Source organism: Achromobacter sp. ES-001, assembly GCF_019448355.1.
GTDB classification, from domain to species: domain Bacteria; phylum Pseudomonadota; class Gammaproteobacteria; order Burkholderiales; family Burkholderiaceae_B; genus Achromobacter; species Achromobacter spanius_B.
In genome coordinates, this window is sequence record NZ_CP079940.1 from 6,322,228 (window position 1) to 6,335,233 (window position 13,006).

Annotated in this window: 15 protein-coding genes; 9 read left to right on the top strand and 6 right to left on the bottom strand. The window is 66.2% G+C overall.

The window, feature by feature from the left end:
• Positions 1–214 precede the first annotated feature (214 nt).
• The 5 genes from KYT87_RS28595 to xerC all read left to right on the top strand — a co-directional run bounded on the left by KYT87_RS28595 (position 215) and on the right by xerC (position 4,761).
• Positions 215–1,075, top strand: a complete 861-nt coding sequence (locus tag KYT87_RS28595; protein ID WP_046802993.1) for a lysophospholipid acyltransferase family protein — start codon at positions 215–217, stop codon at positions 1,073–1,075.
• A gap of 39 nt (positions 1,076–1,114) precedes the next feature.
• Positions 1,115–2,005: a lysophospholipid acyltransferase family protein gene (locus KYT87_RS28600; RefSeq protein WP_104142577.1), complete on the top strand. Its 891-nt coding sequence runs from the start codon at positions 1,115–1,117 to the stop codon at positions 2,003–2,005.
• Between the two features lie 27 nt (positions 2,006–2,032).
• Positions 2,033–2,944: a diaminopimelate epimerase gene (gene dapF, locus KYT87_RS28605; RefSeq protein WP_120157251.1), complete on the top strand. Its 912-nt coding sequence runs from the start codon at positions 2,033–2,035 to the stop codon at positions 2,942–2,944.
• 4 nt (positions 2,945–2,948) lie between these two features.
• The gene (locus tag KYT87_RS28610; protein WP_046802990.1) at positions 2,949–3,626 is read left to right on the top strand and encodes a DUF484 family protein; all 678 of its coding nucleotides are present in this window, start codon (positions 2,949–2,951) and stop codon (positions 3,624–3,626) included.
• Between the two features lie 199 nt (positions 3,627–3,825).
• Positions 3,826–4,761 carry a tyrosine recombinase XerC gene (xerC, locus tag KYT87_RS28615; RefSeq protein ID WP_219992796.1) on the top strand — a complete coding sequence of 312 codons (936 nt, stop codon included), beginning with the start codon at positions 3,826–3,828 and terminating at the stop codon, positions 4,759–4,761.
• 11 nt (positions 4,762–4,772) lie between these two features.
• Here the strand turns inward: xerC and KYT87_RS29950 are convergent, their stop codons facing one another.
• The 6 genes from KYT87_RS29950 to KYT87_RS28650 are packed head-to-tail and all read right to left on the bottom strand — an operon-like array spanning position 4,773 to position 9,428.
• Positions 4,773–6,017 carry a nickel/cobalt transporter gene (locus KYT87_RS29950; RefSeq protein ID WP_255593683.1) on the bottom strand — a complete coding sequence of 415 codons (1,245 nt, stop codon included), beginning with the start codon at positions 6,015–6,017 and terminating at the stop codon, positions 4,773–4,775.
• The gene (locus KYT87_RS28630) at positions 6,008–6,601 is read right to left on the bottom strand and encodes a DUF1007 family protein (protein WP_255594217.1); all 594 of its coding nucleotides are present in this window, start codon (positions 6,599–6,601) and stop codon (positions 6,008–6,010) included. Before KYT87_RS28630 ends, KYT87_RS29950 begins: the two co-directional genes overlap by 10 nt.
• A 50-nt stretch (positions 6,602–6,651) precedes the next feature.
• On the bottom strand, positions 6,652–7,656 hold the full coding sequence (locus KYT87_RS28635; RefSeq protein ID WP_219991394.1) for a metal ABC transporter substrate-binding protein: 1,005 nt from the start codon (positions 7,654–7,656) through the stop codon (positions 6,652–6,654).
• A gap of 19 nt (positions 7,657–7,675) precedes the next feature.
• Positions 7,676–8,542 carry a metal ABC transporter permease gene (locus KYT87_RS28640; protein WP_046802986.1) on the bottom strand — a complete coding sequence of 289 codons (867 nt, stop codon included), beginning with the start codon at positions 8,540–8,542 and terminating at the stop codon, positions 7,676–7,678.
• Positions 8,539–9,261, bottom strand: coding sequence for a metal ABC transporter ATP-binding protein (locus KYT87_RS28645; RefSeq protein WP_046802985.1), 723 nt, complete (start codon positions 9,259–9,261; stop codon positions 8,539–8,541). Before KYT87_RS28645 ends, KYT87_RS28640 begins: the two co-directional genes overlap by 4 nt.
• Entirely contained in the window at positions 9,258–9,428 is a 171-nt protein-coding gene (locus KYT87_RS28650) for a hypothetical protein (RefSeq protein WP_162941293.1), read from the bottom strand. The genes KYT87_RS28645 and KYT87_RS28650 overlap by 4 nt, the downstream gene beginning before the upstream one ends.
• A gap of 199 nt (positions 9,429–9,627) precedes the next feature.
• On the opposite strand from KYT87_RS28650, the gene KYT87_RS28655 reads away from it, so the two are divergent.
• From KYT87_RS28655 to hslV, 4 genes are all read left to right on the top strand, one after another.
• Positions 9,628–10,131 carry a Fur family transcriptional regulator gene (locus KYT87_RS28655; protein ID WP_046802984.1) on the top strand — a complete coding sequence of 168 codons (504 nt, stop codon included), beginning with the start codon at positions 9,628–9,630 and terminating at the stop codon, positions 10,129–10,131.
• A 410-nt stretch (positions 10,132–10,541) separates the two neighbouring features.
• A complete protein-coding gene (locus KYT87_RS28660) occupies positions 10,542–11,669 on the top strand; it encodes a GTP-binding protein (RefSeq protein WP_046802983.1) in 1,128 nt (375 codons plus the stop codon).
• Positions 11,670–11,795: 126 nt separating this feature from the next.
• Positions 11,796–12,260: an RNA polymerase-binding protein DksA gene (dksA, locus tag KYT87_RS28665; protein ID WP_006216410.1), complete on the top strand. Its 465-nt coding sequence runs from the start codon at positions 11,796–11,798 to the stop codon at positions 12,258–12,260.
• 132 nt (positions 12,261–12,392) lie between these two features.
• Entirely contained in the window at positions 12,393–12,932 is a 540-nt protein-coding gene (hslV, locus tag KYT87_RS28670) for an ATP-dependent protease subunit HslV (RefSeq protein ID WP_006216412.1), read from the top strand.
• Positions 12,933–13,006 lie beyond the last annotated feature (74 nt).

A 13,006-nucleotide genomic window follows, 5' to 3' on the forward strand; every position in this document is an offset into this window, starting at 1 on the left:
GACCGCATGAAATACGCTATCTGGGCGCGACGCTTTAGCGGATTTGGCAAAGGGCGCGCCATGCGCTGCACCCTTGCCGTCGCCCCGCAAGTTGTCGGTTAACTCGGCGACTGAGCGGATTTTAAGCGAAAATGCCGTTCTTATGCTCGCGGCGGGGGTGTAAACATATTCCCGAATACCGGCATAACCCTGCCCGACCTTTCCTATTTGCTGAATGCTGCTCGCCCTGTTCCGACTCTTTGCCGCCTTGCCGCTACCGGTTGCGCACGCCCTTGGGCGCGCCGCGGGGCTGGCCGTGTACGCCTGGCCCGGCAAGTATCGGCGCCGCCTTCAGGCCAATGCCGCCCAGGCCGGCTACCCCGGCGCGGCCTTCGCGCGCCGTGCCGCCGCCGAAACCGGCGCCATGATTCTTGAGAACCCCCGCGTGTGGTTCAAGAACGAACAAAGCCTGGCGCAGGTGGTTTCCGACGACAACGCCGTGGTGGACACGGCGCGCGCCGAGGGGCGCGGCATCCTGTTCCTGACCCCGCACCTGGGCTGCTTCGAAATCACCGCCCGCTATCTGGCCCGACAGATGCCCATGACGGTGATGTTCCGCCCGCCGCGCAAAGACGTGCTGGCCCCGCTGCTGGAGACCGCGCGCAACAGTTCCGCCGTCAATGCCGTGCCGGCCACCATGCAGGGCGTGCGGGAATTCGTGCGGGCGCTGCGGCGCGGTGAATCGGTGGGCATGCTGCCTGACCAGGCGCCCAGCGTGGGCGATGGGGTGTGGGCGCCGTTCTTCGGGCGCCTGGCCTACACAATGACGCTGCCCAGCAAACTGGCCACGCAGACCAACGTCCCCATCATCCTGACGGCGGGCGAACGCCTGCCCCACGGCCGGGGCTGGCGCATTCACTATGTGCGCGTGCCCGAGCCGCTGCCGGCCGATGCCACGGCGCAGGCCGCGCTGATCAACGCCGCGATGGAAACCCTGATCCGGCGCTGCCCCCAGCAATACCTCTGGAGCTACAACCGCTACAAGACCCCGCGCGGCGCGCCCCCGGCGCCCGACGCCGCCCCGTCGGCTCGCTGACGTTTTCTGGTTTCCGCCGCCCGGTCCACCCCCGACACGATGAAAGATTCAAAGACGCGTACGCTGGTTTCCCTGTTGAAATGGTTCGGCCGCATCCAGCCGTCGACGCGCTTGCGCATCGGCGCCGTGCTGGGTTGGCTGGCGCCACGGCTGGCTAAATCCCGGGCGCGCATCGTGCGGCGCAATCTGGAATTGTGCTTTCCCGATCAGCCCGAGTCGGTGCGCGAGCAATGGGTGGCGGAACACTTCCGGGCGCTGGCGCAATCCATCGTTGATCGCGGCGTGCTGTGGTACGGCACGCCCCAGGCCATCAAGGACATGGTCACGCAAAGCGGGGCCGAGCGCATCAATGAACTGATCGCGCAAGGCCGTTCGGTGATATTGCTGGCGCCGCACTTCATCGCGCTGGATGCCGCCGCCACCCGCCTGACCATGGAAGTGCCCAGCGCTGCCACCATGTACACCCCGCAAAGCGATCCGCACATCGACGCGGTCGTGGCCGCCGGACGCGCGCGCTTCAACGAGGTTTTCCTGGTCAGCCGCAAGGACGGCGTGCGCGACCTGATCCGCCACCTGCGCGCCCCGCGTCCCGTCTACTACCTGCCCGACATGGATTTCGGCCGCCAAGGGTCGGTGTTCGTGCCGTTCTTCGGCGTGCAGGCCGCCACGCTGCTGGCCACCGCGCAACTGGCCCAGAAATGGAACGCGGCGGTGCTGCCCATCGTGGGCTTCTGGAACCCCGACACCGGCCGCTACCATGTGGACGTGCTGCCCGCCCTGGCGGACTTTCCCGGCGACGCGTCCCTGGAAGAGGCCACCGCCCGGCTGAACCGCGAGCTGGAAACCTGGGTGCGCCGCTGCCCCAGCCAGTACTACTGGGTCCACCGCCGCTTCAAGACCCGTCCGCCCGGCGAAGCCAAGCTCTATTGATCTCGGCCGGCTGTCCGCGCCCGAATAATGGGCGATAATCGCCCGATGAACTGGAACTTCACCAAAATGCATGGCGCGGGCAACGACTTTGTCGTGCTCGACGGGGTCCGCCAGACCATCGAAATGACGCCCGAGCGTGCCCGAGCGCTGGGCGATCGGCACTTCGGCATCGGCGCCGACCAGATCCTGCTGGTCGAGCGGGCCACCCGCCCCGACGCGGATTTCCGCTATCGCATTTTCAATTCCGACGGCAGCGAAGTCGAACACTGCGGCAACGGCGCGCGCTGTTTTGTGCGCTTCGTGCACGAACAAGGGCTGTCCGACCGTAACCCGCTGCGCGCGGAAATCGCCACCGGCATCCTGGTGCTGGACGAAGGCGACGACGAACAAGTCACGGTAGATATGGGCAGCACCCGGTTCGAACCCGAGGCCCTGCCATTCGACACCGCCGGCCTGCCTTCAACGCGCGAAGGCGAAGACACCCTCTGGGAACTTGAACTGGACGCCCCCGCTGGCGTGCCCAACAAAGTGTGGCTGTCGGCCGTGGCCATCTCGAACCCGCACGCGGTTCAGGTGGTGGATAACGTCGACACCGCGCCCGTTTCCGTTCAAGGCCCGCTGATCGAAACCCACCCGCGCTTTGCCCGCCGCGTGAATGCGGGCTTTCTGCAAGTCATGGACCGCCACAACGTCCGCCTGCGCGTTTTCGAGCGCGGCGCGGGCGAAACGCTGGCCTGCGGCACGGGCGCCTGCGCCGCCGTGGCAGCCGGCATCCGCCGTGGCCTGCTGGAATCGCCGGTGCGCGTGCAAACGCGCGGCGGCGTACTGACCGTGGCCTGGAATGGCGACCAACTGCGCATGACCGGCCCGGCCGAATCCGTGTTCACGGGGCAAGTCGACATCGACAAGCTCGTCTTCTCCATGGCGCTGAACCGCTGACCCTATGACTGATACCGCTTTCACCGCCCAAGACATCGCCGCCTTCCTGCAAGACCACCCCGGCTTCTTTGACGAACACGCCGACGTGTTCGCCACCATGCAGGTGCCGCACCCGCATGGCTCGCGCGCCATCTCGCTGGGCGAACGCCAGATCCTGACCCTGCGCGAACGCAACCGCGAACTGGAATGGCGCTTGAACGAACTGGTGCGCAACGCCACCGCCAACGAAAGCATCGGCACGCATGTGGCCAAGTGGTGCAGCCGCCTGCTGTCTGAAAACGACGCGCAGCGCGTGCCCGGCGAAATCGCGCTGGGCCTGGCCGAACAATTCGACCTGAACCATGTGGCCCTGCGCCTGTGGGATTTGTCCGAGTTGGCGCCCACCGGTTATGGCGAGCCCGTCTCGCAAGATGTGCGCACGTTCACCGACAGCCTGAAGACGCCGTACTGCGGCACCGACACCGATTTCGAAGCGGTGGGCTGGCTGGACAGCAAGCCCAAGTCGCTGGCCCTGGTGCCCTTGCGTCTGGAAGCCGACGGCCCGGCCGTGGGCCTGTTGGTGCTGGGCTCCGACGACCCGGAACGCTTTACGCCCGAGATGGGCACGGCATTTCTGGAATCCGTCGGCCAACTGGCATCGGCCGCGCTGCATCGCTTGAACCCGGCCTCGCCCAAGGCCTAGCGCAACGCGACGGCGGGCGGACATGGACCAGAACTCGCACAACGCGCCCCCGCCCGGCAGTGCCCAGGACGGCGCCGATGCTGCGCCCGCGTCCGACAGCAAACGGTCCACCGTCGGCACCGTGCCTTTGCCCGACGGAGCAAGGGCAACCGCCGGCCCCTCGCAGCCCGACGCCGGCGACCAGGCGCTGCCCGAACCGATGCGCGCGTGGTTGCGCCATCTGGAAACCAACCGCCGCTATTCCGTGCACACGCTGAGCGGCTATCAGCGTGAGCTGCACTTTCTGCACCAACTGGCCGACCGCGCCGGCCTGCCGCTGGACAAGATCGCCAACGGCCATATCCGCCAATTTGTCGCACGCCTGCATGCCCAGGGCCGCGGGCCACGCAGCCTGGCGCGCACGCTGGCCGCCTGGCGCGGCTTCTACCAATGGTGGGCCCCCGCCGTCGACCTGGCCGGGAACCCCGTGGCCGGGGTACGCGCGCCCAAAGCGCCGCGTGGCCTGCCCAAAGCCTTGTCCGTAGAACAAACCCAAGCCCTGCTAGACCGCGCGCCCGCCAAAGTGGCCAACGAGCCCGTCGCGCTGCGCGACCAAGCCATGCTTGAACTGCTGTATTCCAGCGGGCTGCGCTTGTCAGAGCTGGTTGGGTTGGACTTGCGCTACACGCGCACCCCCGATTACGAATCCGCCGGCTGGTTGAAGCTGGAAGAAGCCGAGGTCGAAGTGCTGGGCAAAGGCGGCAAGCGCCGCTCGGTGCCGGTGGGGCAGGCAGCGATTGCCGCCTTGCAGAAATGGATTGCCGTGCGCCCGCAGCTGTCGCCCCCCCACACGCTTATTCAGGACGCCTGCGCCTTGTTCCTGGGCGCGCGCGGCAAGCGCATTTCTCCCCGCGTCGTGCAACTGCAACTGGCGCAGATCGCCCAAACAGCGGGCCTGCCCACGCATGTGCATCCGCACGTGCTGCGCCACAGTTTCGCCAGCCATGTGCTGCAATCGGCGCAAGACCTGCGCGCCGTGCAGGAAATGCTGGGCCACGCCAATATCTCGACCACGCAGGTCTACACGCGCCTGGATTTCCAGCATCTGGCCAAGGCCTACGACCAGGCGCATCCGCGCGCGGGCCGCAAATCCTGAACGGGCGGGGCTTACCCGCCGCCCGCCAACATGCCGCCCAGCAGCATGACACCCAACAACAACACCGCCATCGCGGCCAGTGCCTCTACGCTGTAGCGCAATCGCGCCGCGCCCTTGCTGGACAAGCGCTGGCCGACGCGCGTGGCCGCGCCGCCGGCGGCTACCGCCAGGCAGGCCAGCGCCGCCACCGTCAAACCGGTGCCGGCGCCCATGGCCAGTGCCGACGCCACGCCGGCCATAAAAAAGCCTTGCGACAACGCGAACACCAGCACGATCAACGCACCGCTGCACGGTCGCAGTCCAACGGCCAGAATGGCGGATGCGGCGCGACGCCAGCTCAAGCTGCCCGCCACCTGCTCAGGCGCGGGCACATGCGCATGTCCGCAACCGCAGTCGTCGTGATGATGATGGTGATGGTGATGCGGCAACCCCACCGTCACTGACGCAGCGGACGCATACACCGGGATCGCATTCAACGCCGCAGCGCCCTTTGGCGAGGCGCCCTTTGGCGAGGCGCCCTTTGGCGAGGCGCCCTTTGGCGGAGCGCCCTTCGGCGAGGCGCCCTTTGGCGGGGCGCCCTCCGGCGGGGCGCCCCTCGGCGGCGATGCACCCGTCGTCAATCCGGCACCCGCCATTGGCACAGCGTGCGTGGACGCGGTGGCCGGAACCGTTCCTGCCACCGCCCCTTGGCGCCTGCCTGGCAGCAGCGGCCGAATCGCCTTGACCCAGACCAGCCACGCGCCCAGCAACGTCACCAGCGCATACGACGCCAGCTCCAGCCAACGCGTCGCCTGGTTCATCGTGGCGGCGGTGGCGTTGAACACCAGCGCCAACACCGCGACCAACACAATCGCCACCAGCGCCTGGATCATTGCGGACGCCAGCGCCAGCAGCGCGCCGTTGCGCGCCGTCTGCCGATTGGCCAGCACGTAGGAAGAAATCACGGCTTTGCCGTGACCGGGGCCCAGCGCGTGGAACACGCCGTAGGCAAACGACAGGCCGATCAACGTCCAGGCCGCGCCGCCATCGGCCTGCCAGGCGCGCACCGCACCCGTCAGTTGACGGTAGAAATGGCTTTGCCAGACAGACACCTGACCGAAGAAATTGGCCAGCCAGCCCGGGCCGCCCATGCCCGCCCCACTTTCCGGCACGCCGAAAGGATGCGCGCCCTGCGCCGCCGCCGCGCTCATGCCGCCAAGCAGCAGCAACAACGCGAACCCCAGCACAGCGCCGCCACGGGACACCGCTAGGGGCATCGCACCTCGATGCGGTGCGTCAGCCCTTTGGTGATGGCAAAAAGTTCGTCCGGCAGCGCCTCCGGATCGGCCGGGATTGCGGCCAATTGCTGCATGGTCTTCCAATCCAGTTCCTTGGGCTTGCGATAGTCGGATGTGCAGGCGGACGCCTTCGGGCCGGCCAGCGACACCGCGCCTTTCTCGTCGAACGCATAGGCGACGAAATAGGTAGGGTCGTAAATGTCCACTTGCGCGCCCTCGGGGCCGATGGGCATCGGGCTCGCCAGCGGCAAGGTGAACGACAGCGTCAGGCGCGTCGTCTTCGGGTTCCAGTCAACACGCGCATCGCGCGGCGCCGCGAACGTAGCGGTCTGCCCGCCCACCGTGACGCGAGTGAAGTAGTGCGAGATCGGTTCACCCAAGGACCTCATCCAGTCATCGGCCATGCCCTTCAAGGTGGCGGCGGGCAAGGCGCCGCCCTTGCCCTTGGCCATGCCCTGCGTGGCGTAAGCGCCGAACATTTCGTCAAACAGCCATACCTGGCGCACGGCGGTAACGCGCTGCTGCGCGTCGATGTCGACCACCGCCCGCGCATCGATCCACATGTGCGGATGCGCGCTGGCGGAGCCGGCCACCAGCATGGCCGTCGCGGCGGTCAGGGCTGCAAGGCCGCGGCAAGCTGACGTACGTTCCATTCAAACATTTCCATATAGGTCGCGCCGGGCTGTCCGGGCTTGGACAGGGCGTCGGAATAAAGCGTACCACCCACCTTGGCACCGGTTTCCCGCGCAATCTGCTGCACAAGTTTGGGGCTGGAGATGTTCTCGACGAACACCGCGGGGACCTTGTCGCGCTTGACCTGTTCGATGATGCGGGCCACTTCGCCGGCCGACGGTTCGGCGTCCGGCGACACCCCCATCGCGGGGATAAACGACACGCCGTAGGCGTCGCCAAAATACCCGAACGCGTCATGCGACGTCACCACCTTGCGGCGGTCGGCGGCAATGGCGGCGAAGGTCTTTTTGGCCGAGGCGTCCAGCGCTTGCAGGCGGGCGATATAGGCGGCCGCGCGCTGACGATAGGCGTCGGCATGGGCGGGGTCGGCGGCGGCCAGGCCGTCGGCCACGTTGCGCGCATAGATCACGCCGTTGGCCAGGCTTTGCCATGCATGCGGATCGGCGTCGCCATGATGATGGTGGCCATCGCCATCGCCATCGCCGTGGTCGTGGTCATGATCGTGGTCGTGCTCATGGTCATGATCGTGTTCAGCGTGCTTATGGTCGCCGCCCACCCGCGCGAACTTGCGCGGCGTGACGCCCTGTGAGGCCACGACCGTCTTGCCGGCAAAGCCCGACGCCTTCGTCAACTTCGGCAGCCAGGTCTCGAAATCCAGCCCGTTCACAAACAGCACCTGCGCAGCGGACAGCTTTTTTGCGTCGCCCGGCGTGGGTTCATATTCGTGCGCATCGCCGTCAGGCCCCACCAATGTCGTCAAGCTGACATCGTCGCCCCCTACTTCGCGAACGATGTCGCCCAGGATGGAAAAGCTGGCCACGGCCTTAAGCGGTTCCGCGGCGTGCGCTGCGCCAAGGACAGCCGACAGGCACAGGCCCGCGACAGTCAACAGGGCGCGGCGGCGCGACGGCAGAATGGAACGCATGGCGAATCTCCTTGTGAACTCAGGCTTGGCGCGTACGGCGCGGTGCCCGCAGCAGCCCGCCTTGCGGGCCGCCAACGATGGAAAGCAGATAACAGGCGCCCGCCGCCAGGATGATCGACGGCGAGGCGGGTACGTTGAAGTGGTAGGACACGAGCAAACCGCTGATCGAGGCCAGCACGCCGAAGCCGGCTGCCAGCGGAATCTGCCGGGCAGCCGAGCGCACCCAGAATCGGGCGGCGGCGGCGGGCAGCATCATGATGCCGACGACCATCAAGGTGCCCAGCACCTGGAAACCCGCCACCAGATTCACCACCACCAGCACCAGGAACCCCATATGGACCCAGCCACCCCCGCCGCCACTGGCGCGCAGGAACCCGGGGTCCAGGCATTCGGCCACCAGCAGGCGGTAGATGGCGGCCAGCACCAGCAAGGTCACGCTGGCCGTGATGGTCACCAGCAGCAGCGAGGCATCGTCCAGCCCCAGCACCGTGCCGAACAGCACGTGCAGCAAGTCCATGTTCGAGCCGCGCAGGGACACCAGCAGTACGCCCAGCCCCAGCGATATCAAATAGAAAGCGGCAAAGCTGGCGTCTTCACGCAGCGGAGTCAGGCGCGCCACCAGGCCCGCCAGCAAGGCGACGGCCAGGCCGGTGACGATGCCGCCCAGCATCATGGCGCCCAGCGACAAGCCGGACAGCAGAAAGCCCGCCGCCACCCCCGGCAGGATCGCGTGCGACATCGCGTCGCCCATCAGGCTCATGCGCCGCAGCACCAGGAACACGCCCAAAGGCGCGGCCCCCAGCGACAAGGCGCACGCCCCCGCCAGCGCGCGCCGCATGAATCCATAATCCATGAAGGGCGAAAGCACCCATTGCGCCAGACTCATTGGTAGGCCCTCGCGTGCCACTGGCGCGCCATTTTCAGATTTGCGTCGCTTAGCGCGGTCGCGGTGTCGCCCCACGAGACCACAGAGCCCGACAGCAGCAAGGATTCCGGGAAGTGGCCGCGCACCAGATCCAGGTCATGCAGCACCGCGATAACCGTGCGGCCCTGGCCATGCAGCCCGCACAGCAGAGCCATCAGGTCGTCGGCGGTATGGCTGTCGACAGCGGCGAAGGGTTCGTCCAGCAGCAGCACGGGCGCATCCTGCACCAGCATCCGCGCAAACAAGGTGCGCTGCATCTGCCCGCCCGACAAAGTGTCCACGCCGCGCCCGGCCGCATCGGCCAGACCGACGGTTTCCAGCGCGTGCATGCAGCGGTCAAGCTCGTCGGCGGGAAAGCGCCGCCACGCGCCGACCCGGCGCCATGCGCCCATGGCCACCAGGTCCAGCACCGTCACGGGAAACGCCCGGTCCAGTTCGGCCGCCTGCGGCAACCACGCCAGTTCGGAACGCCCGGCCCCGCTGATGCGCACGCTGCCCGTCATGGGACGCAGCACACCCATGATTCCCTTGATCAGCGTCGACTTGCCGGCGCCGTTGGGTCCGACCACCGCCGTCATCCCGCCGGCGGCGAAGCGGCCCGACACGGCCTTCAGCGCGGGATGCCCGTGCCAGCCGAAGGACGCCTCGGACAGTTCGATCGTGACCGGCGCCACGCTCATCGCGGCCACCAATCCAGCGCCCAGCCCGTCAACACCCACAGCAAGGTTGCAGCCACCAACGCGGCCGCCATGCGGCGCCAGGCCGACACCAGGAATGCAGAGCGAGGAGGGTTGCCGTGCCGCGGCGCGGTGCCGGACCGTGCGGGCAGAAGCGTGAAGTGAGACATGGGAAAGCGCAAACACCACAAAGGACAAGCCGAAATCAAAGCAAGGCGCCGCGAGATGCGGCGCGTGCGATTTTTACAATGTTATATCATAACTAAATCTGCTTGATTCCGGCGGGGCTGCCCGCATATACGACTTTTCTGCTACCTTCCAGGCATCTCGCGCGCGTCGCGCGCGTCTTTCATTCAGATAAAGTCCGCCATGCCCGCTCCGCCCCGCCCCCCCCGCAGCGACACCGTAGGCGCCCAGCTCAGCGTCGCCGAGACGCTGTGCGAGCAGCGCGGACGCCGCCTGACGCCCATCCGCCGCAAGGTGCTGGAACTGCTGCTGCGCCATGGGCGCAGCCTGAAGGCGTACGAGCTGCTGGACGCGATGCGCGAAGTGCACCCCGGCGCCGCGCCCCCCACCGTGTACCGCGCGCTGGACTTCCTGATGGATGAAGGGCTGATCCACCGGCTCGACGCAGTCAACGCCTGGAGCGCCTGCCACGACGCCGGCGGCGCGCCCCACGACCTGCTGGTGGTGTGCACCGGTTGCGGCGCGGTGGCCGAAGTGTCCGACCCCGCCATGAGCCGCCAACTGGCCGAACGCGTCGCCCAAACGGGCTACGCCCTGGCCACACAAGAAACCGAGATCCGGGCGCTCTGTCCCCAATGCCAGCAAAAGCAACCCGCTGACGCCGGCCATCATCACCACCACCATTGAACCGGCTGCGGCGCGGCGCCCGCGCTGCCTGCCGCGCTGCCCACGTCTGCCCGCCCGTGTCCGTGTCGACGTTGCCAGGCCCCCGCTTGCCGCAACGCCAATTTGCCAGGCACCGGACCAGGGCTGGTCGCGACCAAGTCGCACCGACTCTTGAAATCCGGAAAACCGCCCCAAAATAGTGATATCGCCGGATACTTTCCAGGCTACAGACGCGATCCGGCGGGCTTCGGCCCCTGGGTTGACCCGGGGTTTGCCCCCTGCCCCCGACTGTGCTGTAATCCTGCGTCCGGCCGCTGTTGGCGGCCCACGCAGCCTGTGGCAAACACCATCCTGCACGGGGCAAAACACCCTGTCAGGGCCTGTGTTGAATGCCTAGACTTCAGCCTTGACTTCACGCTAGCAGCTTCGCCATGAACACCCCGCGCAGTTTGGACAAAATGGTTCCCGTCACCATCCTCACCGGCTTTCTCGGTGCGGGCAAGACCACCCTGCTCAAACGCATCCTGACCGAATTTCACGGCCGCCGCGTGGCGGTCATCGAAAACGAATTCGGACCGGAAAGCATCGACAACGACCTGCTCGTGCAAGACAGCGATGAAGAAATCATCGAACTGTCCAACGGCTGCGTCTGCTGCACGGTGCGTGGCGACCTGATGCGTACGCTGTCCGAGCTGCGCGTCAAGCGCGAAGCCGGCGAACTGACATTCGAACGCGTCATCCTGGAAACCACCGGCATGGCCAACCCCGGCCCCGTGTGCCAGACGTTCTTCATGGACGACGACATCGCCGAGTACTACCGCCTGGACGCGGTGGTAACCGTGGTGGATGCCAAGCACGGCATGTCCACGCTGGACGAGCAACCCGAAGCCCAGAAGCAAGTCGGTTTCGCCGACCGCATCCTGATCTCCAAGCGCGACCTGGTCAACGAAGTCGACTACGAAGCGCTGCGCCACCGCCTGGTTCACATGAACCCGCGCGCGCCGATCACGCCGGTCAATTTTGGCGAAGTCGACCTGAAGTCGATCATCGACATCAGCGGCTTCAACCTGAATTCCATTCTGGACATCGACCCGGAATTCCTGGCCGATGAGCACCCCGACGCCGCCCACAGCCACGCCCACGACCACGGGCATGACCACGGGCACGATCATGGCCATGGTCACGACCATGACCACGATCACGAAGGCGACTGCGGGGCACATTGCGATCACGCCCACCATCACCACCCCAAGCACGACGACGAAATCGGCGCGTTTGTTTTCCGTTCCAACAAGCCGTTCGATCCCGCGCGCCTTGAGGAATTCCTGGGTGGCGTGGTGCAGGTCTATGGCCCCGACCTGATGCGCTACAAGGGCATCCTGTACATGAAGGGCATCAACCGCCGCATGTTGTTCCAGGGTGTGCACATGATGATGGGCGCCGAACCCGGCAAGCCGTGGACCGCGGCCGAAAAACCGTCCACCAAGATGGTATTCATTGGACGTAAGCTGCCCCAGGAGATTTTCACCCGGGGCTTGGAGCAGTGCCTGGCGGGGTAATCCCCCTTCCCGACGTGACGCGATGCGACGAAGGCAGTACTGTGAGGTACGAGTAACGTAGTCAGCAAGCAGCACCAACCGGGAAAGGACGCCCGCGCCAGGATCGATTCATAGTGGAGTGTTTTCATGGCTACCAAGGCAGCAACTAAAAAATCAAGCAAGTCGACGAGCGATACGGCGATTGATCTGCCCAGCGAGAAGGAATTGCTGGCCATGCCCGAGTCCGACTATATGAACGAACGCCAGTTGGCTTTCTTCAAGGAACGGCTCAAACAACTCGAACAGGACATCCTGGCCAACGCCGGCGAGACCACTGAGCACCTGCGCGAAACGCAGTTCGTGCCCGACCCCGCCGACCGCGCCACCATCGAGGAAGAACACGCACTTGAGCTGCGCACCCGCGATCGCGAGCGCAAGCTGCTGAAAAAGGTGCAACAGTCCATCGCCCGCATCGACAGCGGCGAATACGGCTGGTGTGAAGAAACCGGCGAACCGATCGGCGTCCCGCGCCTGTTGGCCCGCCCCACGGCCACCCTGTCGCTGGAAGCGCAGGAACGCCGCGAGATGCGCCAAAAGCTGTACGGCGACTGATCCGTCCCGTTTTCACGCCATGCCCTGAAAGGCTATGCTGGTTTCCAGCATGGCCTTTTTTATTGGCCGTCGCGCACCGCGCTTGATTTCCTTGGAACCGCCCCCAGCTAGTCCTTTCAAAGGAAGGAACGCATGGAACAATTTCACGCCACCACCATCGTGTGCGTGCGCCGCGGCAACCGCGTCGCACTGGGCGGCGATGGCCAGGTCACCCTGGGCAACATCGTCGTCAAGGGCACGGCCCGCAAGATCCGCCGCCTGTATCACGACAAAATCCTCGCTGGCTTTGCCGGCGCCACCGCCGACGCATTCACGCTTCAGGAACGCTTCGAGGCCAAGCTGGAAAAGCATCAGGGCAACCTGATGCGCGCCGCCGTCGAGCTGACCCGCGACTGGCGCACGGACCGCGTCCTGCGCCGTCTTGAAGCCATGCTGATCGTGGCCGACACCGAGCACACGCTGGTGCTGACCGGTAACGGCGACGTGCTTGAACCCGAACATGGCCTGGCGGCCATCGGATCGGGCGGCGCCTACGCGCAATCGGCCGCGCTTGCCCTGCTGCGCAACACCGAATTGTCGCCCGAGGCCGTCGTCAAGCAATCGCTGGAAATCGCCGGCGACCTCTGCATCTACACCAACCAGAACCACGTCATCGAAACGCTGGGCGACTGACGCCGCCACACGGCGCTTGGGGTGTTCCCCGCGCCGTGGCCGCTTCCCCAGCCCGCCTCAAGCTTCAAGGATTC

What these genes read in the sequence shown, in the direction of transcription:
- KYT87_RS28595 (WP_046802993.1), top strand. Translation starts at nt 215, where the DNA reads ATGCTGCTCGCCCTGTTCCGACTCTTTGCCGCCTTGCCGCTACCGGTT.
- KYT87_RS28600 (WP_104142577.1), top strand. Translation starts at nt 1,115, where the DNA reads ATGAAAGATTCAAAGACGCGTACGCTGGTTTCCCTGTTGAAATGGTTC.
- dapF (WP_120157251.1), top strand. Translation starts at nt 2,033, where the DNA reads ATGGGCGATAATCGCCCGATGAACTGGAACTTCACCAAAATGCATGGC.
- KYT87_RS28610 (WP_046802990.1), top strand. Translation starts at nt 2,949, where the DNA reads ATGACTGATACCGCTTTCACCGCCCAAGACATCGCCGCCTTCCTGCAA.
- xerC (WP_219992796.1), top strand. Translation starts at nt 3,826, where the DNA reads ATGCGCGCGTGGTTGCGCCATCTGGAAACCAACCGCCGCTATTCCGTG.
- KYT87_RS29950 (WP_255593683.1), bottom strand. Translation starts at nt 6,017, where the DNA reads ATGCCCCTAGCGGTGTCCCGTGGCGGCGCTGTGCTGGGGTTCGCGTTG.
- KYT87_RS28630 (WP_255594217.1), bottom strand. Translation starts at nt 6,601, where the DNA reads ATGTGGATCGATGCGCGGGCGGTGGTCGACATCGACGCGCAGCAGCGC.
- KYT87_RS28635 (WP_219991394.1), bottom strand. Translation starts at nt 7,656, where the DNA reads ATGCGTTCCATTCTGCCGTCGCGCCGCCGCGCCCTGTTGACTGTCGCG.
- KYT87_RS28640 (WP_046802986.1), bottom strand. Translation starts at nt 8,542, where the DNA reads ATGAGTCTGGCGCAATGGGTGCTTTCGCCCTTCATGGATTATGGATTC.
- KYT87_RS28645 (WP_046802985.1), bottom strand. Translation starts at nt 9,261, where the DNA reads ATGAGCGTGGCGCCGGTCACGATCGAACTGTCCGAGGCGTCCTTCGGC.
- KYT87_RS28650 (WP_162941293.1), bottom strand. Translation starts at nt 9,428, where the DNA reads ATGTCTCACTTCACGCTTCTGCCCGCACGGTCCGGCACCGCGCCGCGG.
- KYT87_RS28655 (WP_046802984.1), top strand. Translation starts at nt 9,628, where the DNA reads ATGCCCGCTCCGCCCCGCCCCCCCCGCAGCGACACCGTAGGCGCCCAG.
- KYT87_RS28660 (WP_046802983.1), top strand. Translation starts at nt 10,542, where the DNA reads ATGAACACCCCGCGCAGTTTGGACAAAATGGTTCCCGTCACCATCCTC.
- dksA (WP_006216410.1), top strand. Translation starts at nt 11,796, where the DNA reads ATGGCTACCAAGGCAGCAACTAAAAAATCAAGCAAGTCGACGAGCGAT.
- hslV (WP_006216412.1), top strand. Translation starts at nt 12,393, where the DNA reads ATGGAACAATTTCACGCCACCACCATCGTGTGCGTGCGCCGCGGCAAC.